Below are 18,472 nucleotides of genomic sequence, written 5' to 3' on the forward strand. Positions count from 1 at the left end.
GTAAAGATAATGCCTTGAACGCTAATTAGTTCAGTCGCCTGAAAGGCAGCCCGTTCCCGAGTAATCAGCTACCGTTTCGTGAGGAAAAGGTGTCGCTTGTCCTGAAAGTTTTTTCGGAGAGAGAATAAGCTTTGTGGCGACGGATACTTTTAGCAAGCTCAGGCGCGGCCGCAGGTGCAGGGGAAAACACAGGGGGCAAGCCCTCACTTTGCTCCTCAACTCTCCTTTGCACCTGCGTGTGCGCCGGCTATTCTTCCACTTCGTATTCCTTAATTTTCCGATACAAGGTCCGTTCACTGATACCCAGTTCCGCTGCCGCCTCTTTCCTGCGGCCGTTATGCTTTTTTAAAGCTTTGCCAATGAGTTCTTTTTCAGCGTTAGCCAGGCTGAGGTCTTCGTCTACAACCTCACTCTCATCGTAGGCCCGGCGCATACTGTGATCCACAATAATGGGGTCTGCTGCCGAAGGGGAGGAGTACACAGGAGCTGAGGGTGCATGGGGCCGGCGATGGCCGTCCCGGCTGCCAGCCATACTGCCCAGATCGTTCAGTGTTACTGACGGCCGATCAACATCATTCAGCTCAACATCGTCCATGAAGCGGTCAATCTGTTCTGCTGCCGCAGGGTAATTGCCCGGCATACTTAGCGCACGGGCCTGGGCCGCATCCGGTACCCGAAGGTCGTTGTTTCTGATCAACTCCCGAACCAGGTTTTTCAGGTAAGCCATGTCCTCTTTCATGTCAAAGAGAACTTTGTAGAGAATTTCCCGCTCCTGCATAGACGGCCCGCCAGCGGCAGCAGGACTATCCTCATTGCGGATGGCTGGCAAATTACGCTTCAGCAGCTGTGGCATCATTTCGGCCAGGTCCACGGCTGTCATTTCCCGCTTTTCGGACAGGATGCTAAGCCGCTCTGCGACATTCTTCAGCTCCCGGATATTCCCCGGCCAGGTGTAATTCTCCAGCAGCCAGCGGGCTTCTTCATCCAGTTGAATGGATTCAATACTTTGCTTCTCCGCAAAGTTGTTGGCGAAGTAACGGAAGAGCAGGTAGATATCTTCGGGCCGCTCCCGCAAAGAAGGCATGTCAATCGGCACCGTCGCCAAACGGTAATACAGATCTTCGCGGAATTTACCGTCTGCCACCCGTTCCATCAGTTTGCGGTTGGTGGCCGCAACAACGCGTACATCCGTCCGCTGTACTTTATTGGAGCCCATCCGGATGAACTCCCCGCTTTCCAGTACCCGCAGCAGGTAAGACTGGGTTTCCAGGGGCATCTCCCCGATTTCATCGAGAAAAATGGTGCCGCCGTTCAGCGTTTCGAAGTACCCTTTACGGTCTGCCCGGGCGTCCGTATAGGCTCCTTTTTCGTGGCCAAAAAGCTCGCTGTTGATGGTGCCGGGAGGTAAGGCACCGGCGTTGATGGCGATAAAGCCTTCGTGCTTACGGGTGCTGTTGTCATGAATGATCCGCGACATGACCTCTTTGCCCACACCACTTTCTCCGGTGATCAGAACCGATAGGTCAGTACTGGCAACACGCAACGCCGTTTGCAAGGCATTCTCCAGAGCGGGAGAACGACCGACGATGCCGTAGCGGCGTTTGATGGAGTCTATCTTGGGCATTTTCTAGCTTTTTTTAACCACAGAGGTTCACGGAGGTATACACAGAGGTTCACGGAGCGAATTTCTGTGGACCTCTGTGGTTTACTTCTGTGGTTCTACCTGTGTCCCAAATAAGGTAGCACTGGTAGAATCGTGGATGTTTACCGTAACGTAGTCTCCGGGCTTTTGCCCTTCCAGTTTGGGGAAAATTACCATCCGGTTTTGTGTCGTCCGGCCCTTCCATTCCTGGTCCGATTTCTTCGAGTCGCCTTCGATCAGGACCTTGAAGGTTTTGCCCACCTGTTCAGCGTTAAGCTTGCGGGCGATGCTGGTCTGTAACTCAATAATTTCCGTCAGACGGCGCTTTTTCACTTCCAGCGGAACATCATCTTCCAGTTTGCGTGCTGCAGGAGTGCCAGGCCGTTCACTGTAGAAAAACATGTAGCTCATAGAGTACTGAGCGTAATCTACCATGCTCACCGTGTCCTGGTGTTCTTCCTCCGTTTCTGTGCAGAAACCCGTGATGATGTCGGAACTGATCGCACAGTCGGGCATGATTTCGTAGATGCGGTCAATCTTGGCTTTATACCACTCCCGATCGTAAGTACGATTCATCAGGTCGAGGATCCGGCTGTTGCCGGACTGTACGGGCAGGTGGATGTACTTGCACACATTCTCATGGTCGCGCATGGCGTAGAGCACGTCATCCGTGATGTCTTTCGGATGGCTGGTGCTGAAGCGGATGCGCAGGTCCGGGTCTACGGCGGCGGTCATCGCTAGCAGCTCAGCGAAGTTGACGGTATCCTCAGTTTCGGGATTCGTCCATTTATAGCTGTCGACATTCTGGCCCAGCAGGGTCACTTCCCGGAAGCCCTTGTCAAAAAGGTCCGTCGCTTCGGCTACGATACTGAAGGCGGAGCGGCTCCGCTCCCGCCCACGGGTGTAAGGGACGACGCAGAAGGAGCACATATTGTCACATCCCCGCATAATGGAGATGAAGGCCGTTACGCCATTGCTCTGTAACCGGACGGGGCTGATATCAGCATAGGTTTCTTCCCGACTCAGGAAAACATTGACGCCCTTTTCGCCTTCTTCGGCACCGGCCACCAGGCCGGGGAGGTCACGGTAAGCATCGGGACCAACAACGATATCGACCAGCTTTTCCTCGTCGAGAAACTTAGCTTTCAGCCGTTCCGCCATGCAGCCGAGTACGCCGACCATTGTGCCGGGCTTGCGTTGTTTAACCTTGTCGAAAACCCGCAGACGCTTACGCACGGTGTCTTCGGCTTTCTCGCGAATGGAGCAGGTGTTGATCAGAATCAGGTCCGCAGCCTCCATGTCCCGGGTCGGGCCGTAGCCTGCTTCTCCGAGAATAGACGCGACGATTTCAGAATCGCTGAAGTTCATCTGGCAACCATAACTTTCTATGTAGAAATGCTTGTCGCCCGGCTTCTTTACCGCGAATTCAGCACCAAATACCTGGCCTTGCTTGCTTTCATCAACGACCTTATTATCAAGGCCGGCGATGGTTGGATTGTCGTTGTACATTTGTTTGCACCCTTTAGTGGGGCAAAGGTACGGCGATTAGCTGACAGATTGGCAGGAAATGCAAAGTTGTTTTGATTGTCCCGTAAGCCTGGAGATCTTTCCTCAGCCTTGTGGGCGGGTATACGGATGGTAAGGGGTATAGCTTACCGGAGCATCTTGCGATACAGATACTTTTCTCCACCTTCTTTTAGACCTTTGCTTACTTTGCGGACTTAACCAGCACGGAAGCAGATGGAAGAAGGATTACAGCTAAAGAAGGGGCTTATTGAGCATTGTCATGCTCATGTAGACGAAAGAATGTCAACCATCACCCGTTCTTTGCGGAGCATTGAAGAGTCCCGGAATGGAGAGACTAAATCCAGTGCCGGAGATAAATTCGAAACCGGCCGGGCGATGATGCAGATGGAGGAAGCCAAACTTAACGCGCAGTTGGGCGAAGTGATGAAGCTGCGGGAGACCATGGCGGGAGTGAAAGAAACGGCCTCCGGAGATCGCATTGCCACGGGCAGCCTGGTGGCTACCAACCGGGGTTTGTACTTTTTGGCCGTTGGAATCGGTAAGGTTAAGCTCGGCGGCAGAACGATTTTCTGCACTTCTCTGACGGCTCCCATCGGGCTGCAACTACACGGTAAGCAGGTGGGGGAGTCCTTTACGTTTAATGAATTGGACTTTGAAGTGCTGGGGGTGGTGTAGTAGAAAGGCGCAGCCGCAGGTGCGTAGCGGGGTTAAAGGAGCAAGGTAGCTTAAGCTCTACACTTCAGATTTCTCCCTTAAACACGCTCTCCGCAGGCCCCTCCAGCCAGATGTTGCTGTATTGCCCCTCTTTATGCGTTCCGCTGACGGCGAGGAGGCCTCCTTTTGCCCGGACGGGAATGCGGAAGTCTCCCGTCGGAGCATTGATACGATGCACTGCAGCAATGGCCGCAGCCGTTACGCCGGTGCCACAGGCGAGCGTTTCGTCTTCCACACCACGCTCGTAGGTCGCGATGCTTAATCCATTAATGTCTCCGCTAACAAAGTTGACGTTGATGCCTTCCGCCGCGTAGGGCGGAGATTGCCGAATGGCCCGGCCGCGGGAGACAATGTCTACCAAGGCCGCATCCGCCACGAAAGCGATGTAGTGCGGGCTGCCGGTGTCGAGCACAAAAGCTTCTGCTCTAGGGCTGCTGATGGAGGCTACGTCGATCATCTCCAGGGTAACGTTCCCGTTGGGTAAGATCTTTGCCCGGTGAGGTCCGTCAACGGCGAGGAAATTGTATTCGTCCTTATGGATGCCAAGGTCGTGCGCGAAGCGCACAATGCAGCGACCTCCGTTCCCACACATCGAACTCGGCGCTCCGTCGGAGTTATAATAGACCATTTCAAAGTCGTACTCAGCGTGGCTTCTCAATAGCATAAGGCCATCGGCTCCGATGCCGAAGTGGCGGGCACAGTAGCCGGCGATGGTTGGCTGATCCAACTGTGTCAGCAGGTCGCCGTCCCTGTCGTCCAATAAGATGAAATCGTTGCCGGCGCCATGGTATTTGTGAAAGGTGGGCATTTTGCGGTATTTCTGGGAGTTAGCGGCGGAGAAGTTGTTCTATTGGCGGAAGGTAGTGTCCTGATCGGCAGCACCGGCCGGCGCGTAGCGGGCTTTCTCTTCCTCACTTTCCAGCGGGTCATCAAACCCGAGTGGAACATCCATCGTGTAATGGCGGTAGGCGATTACGGCCGAAAAGAGAAGGATTACCCCCAGGCCAATAAACGAAATCTTCCAGCCAAAAATGTTACCGATGTATTCGCCGTCGTAGGGGTCTTTGTCTTCCATGCCGCAAAGATAGAGCGATCATGGGATAGAATGATGAAATTGACAATTCTATGCCGCGGGGCATTACACTATTCCATCTGTGGCGGACGTTTCCCTACCCGAATGAAAGTATCTCAGTTAATAACCCTTTTTGCTTGCTGTCTTTTGTCAGCAGCTCTGGCTCTCCTTGCTCAACAAACCTTCTTTGCACCAGCGGTAAGCGCCCCTGATTCTTCCTCCCTGTCAGTTGCAGAAAGGAATGATGTAGCCAGGCGGTCTTTTGCCAAAGGTCTGCCCGCGGATTTTACCACTTCGGCCAAAGCGGTTACGCCCGCAGTAGTATTCCTGCGTGCTTATCCTTCCTCCGTCAGCCGGTTTGAACCAGGACCAAGAGGATCAATTACGGGCTCCGGCGTGATCATTGATGAACGAGGCTTAATTGCCACTAACCGGCACGTGATTGAAGACGCTAACCGGATTCGTATTGTACTGGGGGACAAGCGGGAATACGACGCAACTTTGATTGGGGAAGACGAAAGCACGGATCTTGCCTTGCTGAAGATCAAGCCGGAAGGCAAGCTCCCTTACCTGACTTTCGGCGACAGCGATAGCCTGCAGGTAGGAGAATGGGTACTGGCGGTGGGAAATCCCTTTAGCCTGAATTCTACCGTCACGGCCGGGATTGTTTCGGGGAAAGGACGAAGTATTGATGTACTGGAGCCAGAAGACCGAATTGAAAGCTTCATCCAAACGGATGCTGCCGTAAACCCCGGAAACAGCGGTGGCGCACTGGTGAATACTTCCGGAGATTTGATCGGGATCAATACTGCCATCCTCTCCAGCAGTGGCCGCCATCAGGGCTTTGCCTTTGCCATCCCGGGGAACCTGGCGCAGCGGGTGCTGGAGGACCTTCGGGATTTTGGCGAAGTTCGCCGGGCCGTACTTGGCGCCTACATTCAGGGCGTGAATGCTGCTCAGGCAAAAAGCCTGGGGCTAAAGGCGGCCCGTGGAGTCCTGATCACCGGATTACGGGATAACAGTCCGGCGCTCCGCGGCGGACTAAAAGTTGATGACGTCATCACCGCAATCAACGGTACGGCCATTAACTCCGCCAGCGAGTTTCAGGAACAACTCAGCCGCTACCGGCCCGGTGACCGGATTCGGGTAAATTATGTCCGCAATGGTCGCGCACTGTCACTGAAAGTTTTGCTGAGGGATAAGAACAATAACCCCCGGAAGCTGGTGGGGCGGGAGGAGGTGCAGGATTAGGAGCCGAAGGCTTTTTCAGAGGCTGCACTAGACCACCCCATTCCCATGCGCCATTTCCTTCGGCACCTGCTGAATCGCATCCCAATGCTCCACAATCTTGCCGTTTTCGTTGAAGCGGAAAAAATCCATGGTGACGTATTGGTCATTCCCTGGCCAAATCTGATGAGTGTGTAAGGCTACGAGGTCTCCCTCTCCGATTACCCGCAGGAATTTGATGGATTTCTCGGGGTACTCTTTCTGCATTCGGTTGAAATAGTCGATGAATCCCTTCAGTCCATCGGCTACGTCCGGGTTGTGTTGGATGTATTGATCACCAACATAAAGTTCTACCGCTTTTGTGGGGTCTCCCTCGTAGGCCATTTTGTAAAACGCTACGGCATTCTTCTTATTTTTGTCAGTGTCCATATTGGTTTGATTTAAGTCATTGAGACTTGTTTACCGCTGGTAAAAAGTACTACAATGACAACTATGAAGATAAAACCCGCCGTGCTGGTAGTTGGTTTGTCGTTTTCATTTCGTCGTCTATATAAAGCTGATTGTTCATCGAAAATTAGCCAGCCGATGACTCGTTAACGTTTATCTTTGGCCTACACCAACTCTTCGACAAGCAATGTCAGTTATCCGCATACGTAATCTCCGAAAGGCCTATTTCCAAAAGAAAGTTCTGCACGGCATTGATCTTGAGGTAGAGGCCGGTCAGATCGTCGGCTATATCGGTGGTAATGGAGCGGGGAAATCAACGACGATCCGCATTTTAGCCGGGCTGGATTCCCGTTTTGATGGCGAGGTGGAAGTCATGGGGTTCGACGTGCAAAAGAACCCCATCGAAGTTAAGCGACGGATTGGTTACATCCCCGAAGCAGCCGACATTTACGAGATGCTTTCCCCCAGGGAATTCTATGAACTGGTGGGTGGGCTGCAGGATCTACCCTGGGAAATTACCCTGAAGCGATCTCAACGACTGGAAGAATACCTGCAGCTTAGTTATGGTGAAGATCAACGCATCGACAGTTTCTCCAAGGGGATGAAACAGAAGGTATTGCTCATCAGCGGACTGCTGCACGACCCTGACCTCATCTTTCTGGATGAGCCCCTGGCCGGCCTGGACGCCAACAGCGTCATCCGTGTCAAAGAGTTGCTGCAGAACCTGACGGAGCGTGGCAAGACCATCTTCTACAGCTCTCATATCATGGAAGTGGTCGAGAAAATCAGCGACCGCATCATTTTGCTGGACAAGGGCAAGATCGTTGCCAATGGCACCTTCGCCGAGATCAACGCCCAGGTGCGTAGTGGCAGCCTGGAGAACCTCTTTTCTGAACTGACGGGTGCTGGTAACGAGTCCATCTCCGACTTTGATTTTACCGCCGATGAATAAGCTGTTTGTCTGGCTGGTAGGTCTGGCCAACCCTCTCTGGAGCCGCCTGGGGGCGGATCCCAAAGCGATCTCTCTTATCCTCTCCGCCAAGCTTAAAATGGATGACCGGGGTGGCTTCGCCATGGGGCGCCAACAATCGAAAAAGTCGGGGATGCAGGCCTTTGTCTACCTCTTCATCGCCATGTTCGGCGTCTTCTTGGTTATGATCTTTAATTTGGTGAATGACGTGCCCACCGCTCTGGGGTTCGTCTTCTCATTCTGGATGATCTACATCGGCCTGATGCTCATTACGGAGATGAGTGAAAACCTCTTTGATCAGCGGGATTTATACGTACTGCTAAGTCGCCCCATTAATGACCTGACGCTCAGTTTATCCCGCATCCTGCACATTGGGGTGTTTGCCAGTAAGTTCGGGCTGTGTCTTGGAGTGCCAACGGGCATCTACTTTCTGGGCTGGGTAGGAGTGTGGCCGTTCTTTGTCTACCTGCTGCTTTCGGTGTTTACCTTATTGATTACGATGACGGGCACCCTGGTGTTTTACCTGATCTTACTTCGGCGGGTAGCCCCGGAGCGGGTGAAAAAAATAGTCGGCTATTTCCAGATTGTGGCAACGTTCATTTTCTTCATCGCTTACCAACTGCCCAGCCTGGTGGGTGACATTTCCCAGTTTAAAGAACTGGTGCTGGTCGGAGAGCCCTTAGGCTTTGCCTTTCCCGGCTTATGGCTGGGTGGGCTGTATAAGGCAATGACACAATTGGGGGGAGGCTGGATGACCTTTGCCCAGGCAGGAATAGCCGTCGTCGCGGCCGTTGGTGGCCTATGGTTTTATGTACGGCAAAGCAGGGGCTATGCAGACCGTTTGTTAGCGCTTCGGGAGGTAGGCTCCGTTACGGTTGATGATCTGCCCGCCAGCGGGAAAAAGATCAAGGGTTCACCCATCCGGGATCGTCTGGCCAGTTGGCTTACAGCCCCGAATCTGGAGCGGGTGTCTTTCAACTTTCACTGGAACGTTATGCTGCGGGACCTCACCTTCAAGCAGCGGACTTACCCCGCCATGGTTTATATGCCGGTCGTTTTAGTTATCACGGTTTTCCGGGATGCCTTCACCGGAGAGGAAGCCTTTTCTGTTGGGGAAGGGACGATGCTGATGCTGCTTTACTTCGTTATCTGGATTATCGTCATTCCCCTCGGGCAGACCAAGGTCAGTGACCAATACCGCGCTGCCTGGATCTTTGAGGCAACGGCCAATCCCTATCCTCATCGCATTAAGTATGGTCAGTTGATGGCCGTATTGGGCATGTTCTTTTTGCCAACCGCCATTTTGGTGTATAGCGTGGTATTAGCCTACTGGGGCCCGTCTTATTGGTTGGATGTTGTGCTTGGCTGCGGAAATGCCATTCTGTTTGCCATGATCTACAATGTGGTGGATAGTGGCCATCCCTTCTCCCGGGCTAAGGATGATTCCAAGTTTTCCAATTTCGGTCCTCTGTTGATCGTCAGTCTCCTGGCTCCCCTTTTTGGCTTCGGACATTATTACCTCCGGGAGATTCCCTATGCCTTGCCGGTGTCAGCGGTGATCGTCTGGGGGATGGTCATCGGCTGGATGTACTGGATGAGGAATGCGAAGGGCGCGGCCGCAGGTGCCATGGAAGTTGAAGGAGCAGGGTGGTGATTGGTGGAGACGCTATGCGTCGATCCGCGAACGGGGCCGAAGGCTCCCGGAGTGTATTTCGTTTTTGAGCAGTGGTTGCTGACACGGTCAAAGTCGCTTTCGCTCCCTTGCCCGGCTCGACGCATAGCGTCTCGACCAATGACTAGCCTGCGGTATATTCTTATCTTTCCAGAAAAATGCCCCGATTCTGCTTCCTGGTATTTCTTGCCCTGCTAAGTTCCACTACTTCCTGTCAACGATGGACCGAGCAAGCCATCACCTCCGCCAGTGAGGCCCGCTTCCCGGCGGCCATTCAGGACCTCCGCGACTTCGTCGCGATTCCCAACGATGGCCATTACCCCGGGCAAATCCTGGCAAACGTCAACTGGGCAGGCCCAAGGCTGGGCTCGCTGGATTTCAACACACAAGTACTGACCGTCAACGAAGTCCCCTTCGTGCTGGCCACAAAGGAATATCACCCGGATCGCCCCTGGGTACTCTTCTACCTCCAGATCGACGGGCAGCCCGTCGATGCCAGCCAGTGGGATCAGCCTTCTCCCTTCGAGGTGGCGCTAAAACGGATGGACGCCCATGGGCAATGGCAGACCATTCCCTGGCCTGCAGGAGACAAGGTGCCCGAGCCCGATGATCGCTTCTTCGGCCGTAGCACTTCTGACTCCAAGGGGCCAGCACTTTCACTGATCAATGCATTGGAAATACTCAGGGACAGAGGCAAAAAGCCTGCCTTTAACGTCAAGCTCATCCTCGACTTTCAGGAAGAGATGAGTAGCCCGCAGTTGCCAGAGTTGGTCAGGCAGTATCGTCAGGAGTTGGCAGCGGATCGTCTGGTGGTCATGGACGGCACCCGCCACGTATCCAACATGCCAACACTCACTTTTGGTGCAAGGGGGATTGCTACGACGACACTGCGGGTATTCGGCCCTCGCCAGCCGATGCACAGCGGTCAGTACGGTAATTTCGTCCCTAACCCGGTCTTCCGATTGTCCAAACTGCTGGCGGGGATGAAAGACGATGACGGCCGCGTCCTCATTCCCGGCTGGTACGATGGTATTGAGCTCTCCGAAGAAGAGAAGAAACGGATGAACGCCGTACCCGAAAACGCCGACAGCATTGCCGCCCGCATCGGCATTGCCCGTCCGGAGCGGGTAGGGGAGACCTACCAGGAAGCCCTGGCCTATCCCACGCTCAACGTTCGGGGGCTGAAGGCCGCCTACGTGGGTGGGGCTGTCCGGACGATTATTCCGGAGGAGGCCATTGCCATGATCGATATCCGTCTCGTTCCGGAATCAGACGGTCAGCGCCTGCTGGATGCCCTAAGGGAGTACGTCGAGGCGCAGGGCTATTACCTCGTCAAGGAAGAACCTACGGAAGCGGAGCGCCGGACCCACGACAAGATCGCCGCCCTCTACGGGAAGGTCTCTTACGCCGCTTACCGGACGCCGCTGGATGCACCGATTGGAGACTGGCTGGGGCGGGCGTTGACGCGTGCCTTCGGCACGCCGCCGGTCAAGATGCGAACGACTGGTGGCTCGCAACCCATCTCACCCTTCATTCAGGCACTGGGGCTGCCTGCCGTGTCTGTTCGTATCCCTAATCCGGACAACAACATCCACGCTGCTAACGAAAATCTCCGCGTCGGAAACTATCTCGAAGGCATCCGTACTTGCCTGGGAGTTCTGACGGAAAGCTTGTAAGTGCCCATTGCTTTGCCTAACTTACCCTTGAACCTGCGCGATGCGCCACTGCTTTCCTCTTTCCTAAACACTCCTAAGATGCGTTTTCTGCTCCTTTTTCTGCTTGCTGTTGGCCTTTTTTCTGCCTGTACGGAAGAAGTCTCCACCTCGTTTGTAGAGCCTCCCATGGTGGAAGAACCCACCATCACAGCGTCGAACTTTACCTTCCGTGTTCGGGATTACAGCGTTAATCATGCCTATATCAGCAGTCAAAAAGTATCCCTCGATGAGGAGTACTTCCATCACCTGGTGCTTACATCCTCTGATGTTTATGTCAACAATGATTTACGGGGAAGCAGTCAGGCGATCGTGATCAATTTCCGTACCCGGGGTAGCAGCATCGTAGGTAACCACCCACTGATTCGTGAAGGGGCGGATCGATATACTGCGATCGGGGTACTGGGCTATGGCGGTAAAGAAACCACGGAATTTCCGCAGCAAATGGAGGCCAACAACGGTCGCTTAAGCCAGGGACTGCTAAGAATTGAGGAAGATGGAGACAGTTATATCATTGATGTTGACTTCGGTTCCGAATACCAGGCGGAAGATTTGAAGGGGCAGTACGTCGGTCCGATTATCCCGCTCACCTTGCCTAAAGAGGAAGTTGCTAATCCTGAATTGTTTCAGGGCCCTAATGAGTTTTCATACTACGGGGTAAAGCATGACCTCAATTATGCTTACCTGCTACCGATGGAAAATCATCCCTCCAATGAACTCTGGTATTACCTCTACCTCTCTACCGAAGAGATCGTTGAGAATAATGTATTCGTTGGCAGCAGCGACTTACTGATGCTGGTCGTCAGCAGTAATGGCGAATTGCTGGATGGTACGGTGGCCGCGAGAGGTGAGTCGCGTACCTATCAGGAAGAAGTTCATGGTAAAACGGTACAATCTGCCTTTTACTGTAAAGGCTTAAACTTCACTACGGGTACTGCTGAAGCAGATGAGTCAGTAGAAACAATCTCCGCTACGGTGGAAACCCAGGGAGAGAATTTCTTAATCCACTTTTCGTCAGCGGCTATCTCCGGAGACCCCGTTCTCGAGGGCCGTTTCCGTGGGGCACTGCAAGTGATTGATTAATCTATATGCCCCGTAAACTTCTTTTTATCTGTTCCCGCAACCAATGGCGAAGCAAAACCGCTGAAACCATCTTCCGGAAACGGGACGATCTTGACGTGAAATCCGCCGGCACTGCCTCCAATGCCCGCATCCGCGTAAACGAGGGGATGATCCGCTGGGCGGACACGATCTACGTGATGGAGCGCAAACATGAACGCTACCTGCTCACCCGTTTCTCCCGCCTGACCAAGCACAAGAACATCGTCGTGCTGGACATTCCGGATAACTACAAATACATGGACCCGGAGCTGATTGCGGAGTTGGAAGATGTGGTGTAGTTTGTACCGCCGACTTCAGTCGGCGAACGTCCGATTCCGCCGACTGAAGTCGGCGGTACAAACCAGTGCCTGTCGCAGCCGATTTTCTCCTTCGATGATTACCGTACGTTCCTTTGGCAAAACAGCCAGGTAGTGCTCGAACAATATTAACCGGTCTTCTGCCTCCGGCGCCTCCCGAAGAGGATCCTCTTCCCAGGGTAAGTCCGGGTAACAGAGCAGGATCAGGTCGTAGTGACGGGTTTTGGCAGCGTGCAGTACCTCCTCCGGGCAGCTGCCGTACTTCACCTCCGCCCATATTCGAATCACTTCCGGACCGGTGTCGCAGATCACAAAAGAAGCCGAAGTCGCACGGGCGGCGTCTTCGGCTTCTTTTTGTTTTTGCCAGATGGCGGGTAAATCTGCTGCGGAGTAATCTCCGTTTCGTTCTAACAAATAGGCACGGGCAGCTTCTTCCACGTAGAGGCCATCCAGGGCAAAGGCCAAATCTCTGGCGAGGGTGGTTTTGCCGGAGGATTCGGGGCCGGTTATGAGGATGGAGAAAGCTTCGCTTTCTTTAGACGCTTCGCTTTTAGGGGCCAACTTCATCATTTCTGGTTTAGGTTGTGGTCGCGCCTAAAAGGCGAAGCCGTCTACAAGATCGCGAAGCGATCTTCTAAAAGCGTAGCGTCTAAAAAAAAGCAACGTGTTTTTTACCGCTCCAACTTAATCTTCTCCTTTTGCTTTTGCTTACCGGCTTTGAGTTTGTCGGTAGACTCTTTCATCTGCTCACCCATTTGCTGGCTGGCGATGAAGCTGGCGGTCATCTGGCTGAGCATGTCGGAGCCCGCGTTAGGGGAGTTGGGCAACATGATCAGGTTAGAGTTTACGTTTTCGCCCATACTCTGCAGGGTGTCGTAGTGCTGGGTTACAACGATCAAAGCGGAAGCTTCCTGGCTGTTGATACCAACGGAGTTGAGGATGTCTACGGACTCTTCCAGACCTTTAGCAATTTCCCGGCGCTGATCGGCAATACCCTGACCCTGCAGGCGCTTGGATTCTGCTTCGGCCTTGGCTTTGGCGACGATGCGGATCCGGTCGGCTTCGGCCTCATACTCGGCGGCCAGTTTTTCGCGCTCGGCGGCGTTAATCCGGTTCATGGCAGATTTTACGGTAGCGTCAGGGTCGATGTCGGTTACCAGGGCGCGGACGATGTTGTAACCGTAGCTCTCCATAGCGTCCTGAAGTTCGGATTTAATGGCGTTGGCGATATCGTCCTTACGCTCGAAAACGTCATCCAGCTTCATTTTCGGTACTTCGGCACGAACCACGTCGAAGATGTAGGAATTGATCTGCTCGTCCGGATTGGCGAGCTTATAAAAGGCATCGTACACACTGTCTTCGCCAACGACGTACTGAACGCCTACTTTGAGTTTAACGAAAACGTTGTCTTTGGTTTTCGTCTCCACGTTTACGTCCAATTGCCGGACTTTAAGGCTCATTTTGCCCGCTACCCGATCGATAAAGGGTACCTTAAAGTGAAGGCCCGGGCCGCGAACGCTGCTGAAACGACCAAAGCGTTCGAGAACGGCCATTGATTGTTGCTTGACGATGTAAAAAGCGCCGTTGAAAACCAAAAAGGCGAAAAGGGCAATGATGCCAATAATGGGTAATTCCATGATGTTACTGTGTATTTGTGCCAATATAATGTTTTACCCGCGAAGTAAGTTGAACCTGGTGTTGAGAGGCTCGACGGAGCGGGATGGAAAGCCGACGAACAGTAAAGTAATGGGCGCGGACGCAGGTGCAGGGAAAGTTGTTGAAAGCAAGGAGTGGACAACTGCCCGCTGCTTTTTTGCGCAAATCTTTGCACCTGCGTCCGCGCCCGCCAACAAAAGTGAATCTTCTTTGCAACAATATTCTTGCCAAAAGCGTACATTTGCGGAACACTCACGGGAGTGGACAAACCTGGTAATGCTGAAAGATGCATTACCAGGTTTTCTTTTACCAAGAATACGATACCATGTACGATTTAAACGATGCTTACAAACAGCACCTGGAAGCCATTGCGGAGGCCATCCAGGCGAGCCCAAATCTGGCCACCTTCCTGGAAGAGGAAGAAGATGAATTTTATGATGCGCTGAAACTGGAGTTTGAACCCCAGATTGAACAGGCGCACCAGCAGCTGATTGATTACAGCCCGCTGGAGATTGAGGCGTTTGAAAGGTATCTGCTTGATGAACGCTTTGAAGGCTTGTTCCTTCCCCGGGCCCTGGGCTACGCTGTCTTGCGTGGTGAGGTAACGGAGCATTACTACTACGCCCGCCAGAACGATCATTTCGGGACTATCCTGAAGGCCATTGCTGTCAACAGCAATTTCGATCAGCTCAGTAGCCGCATCGGTCAGAGTGTTCAGTGTGGCTTTGCCCTAAGCAGCGATATTTTTGTGACGGGGCTGGTAGACGGTGTGCCCAGCAAACGCGTACGTCAGTTCCTGCAGGCCCAGCGAAGCAGTGATGCACGGACGATGGAAGGTCGCCGCCGGATTGAACGTCGCTATCGCAAGCAGTTCCGTAACCGGAACTATCACTACGCTCCTTTCCCGGTTACTACTTCTGAACTAACAACCTACAACTCAGCGCTAATTGACTTTTTGCTCTTCCGCGTAAGTGGAGATCTGCCCAATGATGCGCTGATGCCTACGCTGCACGCAATGGTAACCCGTCCGGAATTTGCGGGTCGTAAGGAGATTCTTCGCCCAATGGCGATCTACGGCGCTTACTTTACCCCGAGTGAAGAAGGCCTGCCGGAGTTTATGGAAGCCATTAACCGCGAACGCAAAGCAGACCCCGAAGGAATGGCAAATGCTATTCTATCCTTTATCCTGGAGCTTAAGCAGAACCGCGAAGTCCCCTTCGGCCCGGAGCAGGAACAGCGCCTCGGTAATGTTATTGACCGGACGATTGATGATGACCTCTCCGCTTACTTTAACCTGACAGATAAAATACACGGAGACGGCTACGTTAACCCCGACGTACACGAAGCCATTATGGAAGAACAGGGCAAACACCCTGGTCTTAGCCCCTTCAATGAAAACATCCGGGAAACTATTCACGGTTATTTCAGTCAGCTGGCCAAAGGTCTTGGAACGAACGAGCGAGACTACATGGAGTGGTTTGAAATCACGGGTAAGCAGTTCCCTGCCTACATTAAAATTTTCGGCAACGAGAGCTTTAACCAACAACTGCGCGCTCTGGCACGGAAGTATACCAAAGATTTGATCAAAGTTCACACCAATAAGCGGGGTAAAGACTATCGTGATATTAAGAAAACTACGATGGCTACCTGGCAGGATTACGGCTTCATGACGGAGAAGCAACTCAAAGAATTCTTTAAAACGCCACGAAAGAAGAAAATTGAAGAATAAGAGTAGTTGAGGTTTGGTCGTGAAAAAGCGATTGAAACTCCGAACATCAAAAAAAACGGCCGGTTCCTTAATAAAGGTCCGGCCGTTTTCTTTTTTACCAATTATTATTGGCTTATTTGGTCCGGGCTTCTACTAACTCACCCATCTACCCAGACACATCTATGTCCAGACTTGTTATTATTTCCAACCGCTTACCCATTACAATAAATCGTTCAGCGGGTGAGCTTCATTACCACCCAAGCGCCGGAGGTCTGGCTACGGGCCTGAACTCCCTTGATGCCAGCTACAACAAGTTATGGATCGGTTGGCCCGGAGTGGACATTGCTGACGAGTGGGAGAAAGAGGGAATTCGAAACGATCTGGCCAAGCGAAGCCTGGCTCCGGTGTTTCTGACCGAACGGGAAATTGACCTTTATTACGAGGGTTTTAGCAATAAAACCATCTGGCCCCACTTCCACTACTTCACGGAATACACCGCCTACAATGATGACATGTGGGACGCCTACCAGGAGGTAAACTTTAAGTTCTTCCAGGAAACGGAAAAGCACCTCCGGGAGGATGACATGGTTTGGGTCCATGATTACCAATTAATGCTGCTGCCAGCCTTAATCCGGGCCAAATTCCCGAATATCAGTATTGGCTTCTTCCTCCACATCCCGTTTCCGAGCTACGAGGTTTTCCGGATTCTACCCTGGCGCAAGCAGATCTTAGACGGTTTGCTAGGGTCGGATCAGATTGGTTTTCATACCTTCGGATATATGCGGCACTTCCTGTCCGCTGCTTACCGGATTACGGGCCATGAGCACAAGTTCGGCCGTCTTCAGATCGACGAGCGGGAAGTAAACGTCGATGTATTCCCGATGGGGATCAACTACGACAAATACGCACACCCTGACGTGGATGCTGCCAGCGACCAAAGCAGTGGGGAAATTCGCCGGCTGCACGCCAGCCGGAAGATTGTGTTGAGCGTTGACCGACTGGACTACACCAAGGGAATTCCGCATCGCGTACGGGCCTTCGGCCGGTTTATCCGCAATAACCCGGAGTATATCGGTAAGGTTAACCTGATCATGATTGTTGTCCCGAGCCGGGCTAACGTCGATCAGTACCAGAGCCTGAAAGCAGAAGTGGATGTACTGGTAAGCCAGGTGAACTCAGAATACGGAACCTTCGACTGGATGCCGATTCATTACTACTACCGTTCACTCAATTTTGCTGCGCTAACGACCCTCTACAAAGAGGCGGACATCGCACTAATTACCCCCTTGCGGGACGGAATGAACCTGGTGGCAAAGGAATACATTGCCGCCAAAGAGGATTCTAAAGAAGGAGTCTTGATCCTGAGTGAAATGGCCGGTGCTGTCTATGAGCTCAATGATGGCGCAATAACGGTTAATCCACAAAGCCATCAGGATATCGAGGAGGCCTTACTGGAGGCCCTTGAAATGAGCCCGGAAGAGCAGCGATCCCGCATGGAGCTCATGCAGGAGAAACTAAAACAATATGATGTTAAGCATTGGGCAGCTACCTTCATCAAGGAGCAGCATAAACTGAAAGACAAAAACAAAATGGCGAACACCACCCACCTCTCAGGCGATTCGCTTGAGGCCGTTAAGGCAAGTTATGCAGATGCAGGAGACCGACTCCTCTTTATTGACTATGATGGTACTCTGATGAATTTTCACGAAGACCCTCAGGCCGTGAGCCCCGATGAGGAAGTGATTTCGATTCTGAGCGGATTGGCTGCTGATCCCAAAAACAACGTGGTAATCAACAGCGGTCGGGATCGGGATACCCTGGAGAAATGGCTAGGCCACCTGGACGTGGAAATGGCCGCCGAACATGGTGTCTGGATGAAAGAAAACGGTAAGTGGCAGCTCAATCCCAACGTAGTAGACGGTTGGATGCCGAAGGTGAGAGAATTGCTTGAAAACCTCGTTTCCCGTACACCAGGCTCTTTCATCGAGGAGAAGGATTATTCCCTGGCCTGGCACTATCGTTCCATCGACCGGGATTTGGGCACCAAGCGCGTCCGGGAATTTCGGGATATGCTCAGCTATCTGATCCAGAATCAGGACTTGCAGGTGCTGGAAGGCAATAAGGTCGTTGAGATCAAAAACGCCGGTGTGAACAAAGGCAAAGCCACCAGCCACTGGGTGCAACGGCAGAAGTGGGCCTTCGTGTTGGGCATCGGAGATGATGCCACCGACGAAGACATTTTCAAGGCGCTGCCGGAATGGGGCGTGAGCATCAAAGTCGGTCCGGATCGGACGGCGGCGCGCTACAGCCTTTCCGGGGTGTCAGAGGTGCGGAAGATGTTTAAATCGCTATTATGAATTTTTTCGATTTACCCGTCTTAATGGGGTCCTTAACCGGACTTCTTTGGGTGGTACTGGCGATTTTCGAGCTAGTCATTTCCCTGTCTGCCCAAAAAAGGTATCCAGGGAAAGCGACTTCCCTTATGGTCGTGGGCAGCCTCGGTGGACTGGTGTTATCAGTGCTGAATCCATTTCTGTCTGTTTTCATAACAACCCTTGATTTACCAATGGAGGATATTCCAGTTGTATTCTCCATTACAGGACTCGTGAGAGGAGGCTTTGCTCTGGTCTTTCTTCTCGGGCTTTATCGTCTGGTCAAAGAGCGCTTTCGAGTGGAGAACCCTACGAGCCGACACCTGCTGTAGACT

At 52.7% G+C, this 18,472-nt stretch carries 17 protein-coding genes; 10 read left to right on the top strand and 7 right to left on the bottom strand.

Annotated elements, in window-relative coordinates; genetic code table 11:
* Positions 1-247: 247 nt before the first annotated feature.
* Both BM123_RS05955 and miaB read right to left on the bottom strand, forming a co-directional pair.
* On the bottom strand, positions 248-1,624 hold the full coding sequence (locus tag BM123_RS05955) for a sigma-54 interaction domain-containing protein (RefSeq protein ID WP_090166293.1): 1,377 nt from the start codon (positions 1,622-1,624) through the stop codon (positions 248-250).
* A gap of 81 nt (positions 1,625-1,705) precedes the next feature.
* Positions 1,706-3,151 (bottom strand): tRNA (N6-isopentenyl adenosine(37)-C2)-methylthiotransferase MiaB, encoded by a 1,446-nt coding sequence (gene miaB / locus BM123_RS05960; protein WP_090166295.1) that lies wholly within the window; start codon positions 3,149-3,151, stop codon positions 1,706-1,708.
* Between the two features lie 231 nt (positions 3,152-3,382).
* Between miaB and BM123_RS05965 the strand changes: the two genes are divergently transcribed.
* Positions 3,383-3,844, top strand: a complete 462-nt coding sequence (locus tag BM123_RS05965; protein WP_139211783.1) for a 3-oxoacyl-ACP synthase — start codon at positions 3,383-3,385, stop codon at positions 3,842-3,844.
* A 64-nt stretch (positions 3,845-3,908) separates the two neighbouring features.
* On the opposite strand, the gene dapF is transcribed toward BM123_RS05965, so the two are convergent.
* Together dapF and BM123_RS05975 are read right to left on the bottom strand one after the other, a co-directional pair.
* Positions 3,909-4,691 carry a diaminopimelate epimerase gene (dapF, locus tag BM123_RS05970; RefSeq protein ID WP_090166299.1) on the bottom strand — a complete coding sequence of 261 codons (783 nt, stop codon included), beginning with the start codon at positions 4,689-4,691 and terminating at the stop codon, positions 3,909-3,911.
* Positions 4,692-4,730: 39 nt separating this feature from the next.
* Positions 4,731-4,958 carry a hypothetical protein gene (locus tag BM123_RS05975; protein ID WP_090166301.1) on the bottom strand — a complete coding sequence of 76 codons (228 nt, stop codon included), beginning with the start codon at positions 4,956-4,958 and terminating at the stop codon, positions 4,731-4,733.
* A gap of 102 nt (positions 4,959-5,060) precedes the next feature.
* On the opposite strand from BM123_RS05975, the gene BM123_RS05980 reads away from it, so the two are divergent.
* Positions 5,061-6,206 carry a S1C family serine protease gene (locus BM123_RS05980; protein ID WP_090166303.1) on the top strand — a complete coding sequence of 382 codons (1,146 nt, stop codon included), beginning with the start codon at positions 5,061-5,063 and terminating at the stop codon, positions 6,204-6,206.
* Between the two features lie 27 nt (positions 6,207-6,233).
* Here BM123_RS05980 and BM123_RS05985 read toward each other — a convergent pair whose 3' ends face one another.
* Positions 6,234-6,611: a nuclear transport factor 2 family protein gene (locus BM123_RS05985; RefSeq protein WP_090166304.1), complete on the bottom strand. Its 378-nt coding sequence runs from the start codon at positions 6,609-6,611 to the stop codon at positions 6,234-6,236.
* A 205-nt stretch (positions 6,612-6,816) separates the two neighbouring features.
* On the opposite strand from BM123_RS05985, the gene BM123_RS05990 reads away from it, so the two are divergent.
* The 5 genes from BM123_RS05990 (at position 6,817) to BM123_RS06010 (ending at position 12,383) form a co-directional block, all read left to right on the top strand.
* The gene (locus BM123_RS05990) at positions 6,817-7,581 is read left to right on the top strand and encodes an ABC transporter ATP-binding protein (protein WP_090166306.1); all 765 of its coding nucleotides are present in this window, start codon (positions 6,817-6,819) and stop codon (positions 7,579-7,581) included.
* Complete coding sequence (locus tag BM123_RS05995; RefSeq protein WP_090166308.1) at positions 7,574-9,253, top strand: hypothetical protein; 1,680 nt, start codon at positions 7,574-7,576, stop codon at positions 9,251-9,253. The genes BM123_RS05990 and BM123_RS05995 overlap by 8 nt, the downstream gene beginning before the upstream one ends.
* Before the next feature lie 176 nt (positions 9,254-9,429).
* Positions 9,430-10,947, top strand: a complete 1,518-nt coding sequence (locus tag BM123_RS06000) for a M20/M25/M40 family metallo-hydrolase (protein ID WP_090166310.1) — start codon at positions 9,430-9,432, stop codon at positions 10,945-10,947.
* Positions 10,948-11,025: 78 nt separating this feature from the next.
* Positions 11,026-12,066: a hypothetical protein gene (locus BM123_RS06005; RefSeq protein ID WP_090166312.1), complete on the top strand. Its 1,041-nt coding sequence runs from the start codon at positions 11,026-11,028 to the stop codon at positions 12,064-12,066.
* 5 nt (positions 12,067-12,071) lie between these two features.
* Positions 12,072-12,383, top strand: coding sequence for a low molecular weight protein tyrosine phosphatase family protein (locus BM123_RS06010; protein WP_090166314.1), 312 nt, complete (start codon positions 12,072-12,074; stop codon positions 12,381-12,383).
* Between the two features lie 15 nt (positions 12,384-12,398).
* On the opposite strand, the gene BM123_RS06015 is transcribed toward BM123_RS06010, so the two are convergent.
* Positions 12,399-12,971, bottom strand: coding sequence for an AAA family ATPase (locus tag BM123_RS06015; RefSeq protein WP_090166316.1), 573 nt, complete (start codon positions 12,969-12,971; stop codon positions 12,399-12,401).
* Positions 12,972-13,072: 101 nt separating this feature from the next.
* Complete coding sequence (locus tag BM123_RS06020; RefSeq protein ID WP_090166318.1) at positions 13,073-14,038, bottom strand: SPFH domain-containing protein; 966 nt, start codon at positions 14,036-14,038, stop codon at positions 13,073-13,075.
* 344 nt (positions 14,039-14,382) lie between these two features.
* Between BM123_RS06020 and BM123_RS06025 the strand changes: the two genes are divergently transcribed.
* The 3 genes from BM123_RS06025 (at position 14,383) to BM123_RS06035 (ending at position 18,469) form a co-directional block, all read left to right on the top strand.
* Positions 14,383-15,786: a hypothetical protein gene (locus BM123_RS06025; RefSeq protein WP_139211784.1), complete on the top strand. Its 1,404-nt coding sequence runs from the start codon at positions 14,383-14,385 to the stop codon at positions 15,784-15,786.
* A 161-nt stretch (positions 15,787-15,947) separates the two neighbouring features.
* Positions 15,948-18,122, top strand: coding sequence for a bifunctional alpha,alpha-trehalose-phosphate synthase (UDP-forming)/trehalose-phosphatase (locus tag BM123_RS06030; protein ID WP_090166322.1), 2,175 nt, complete (start codon positions 15,948-15,950; stop codon positions 18,120-18,122).
* Positions 18,119-18,469 carry a hypothetical protein gene (locus BM123_RS06035; protein WP_090166324.1) on the top strand — a complete coding sequence of 117 codons (351 nt, stop codon included), beginning with the start codon at positions 18,119-18,121 and terminating at the stop codon, positions 18,467-18,469. The genes BM123_RS06030 and BM123_RS06035 overlap by 4 nt, the downstream gene beginning before the upstream one ends.
* The last annotated feature ends 3 nt before the right edge of the window (positions 18,470-18,472 follow it).

This window comes from Neolewinella agarilytica, from assembly GCF_900110645.1.
GTDB lineage: Bacteria > Bacteroidota > Bacteroidia > Chitinophagales > Saprospiraceae > Neolewinella > Neolewinella agarilytica.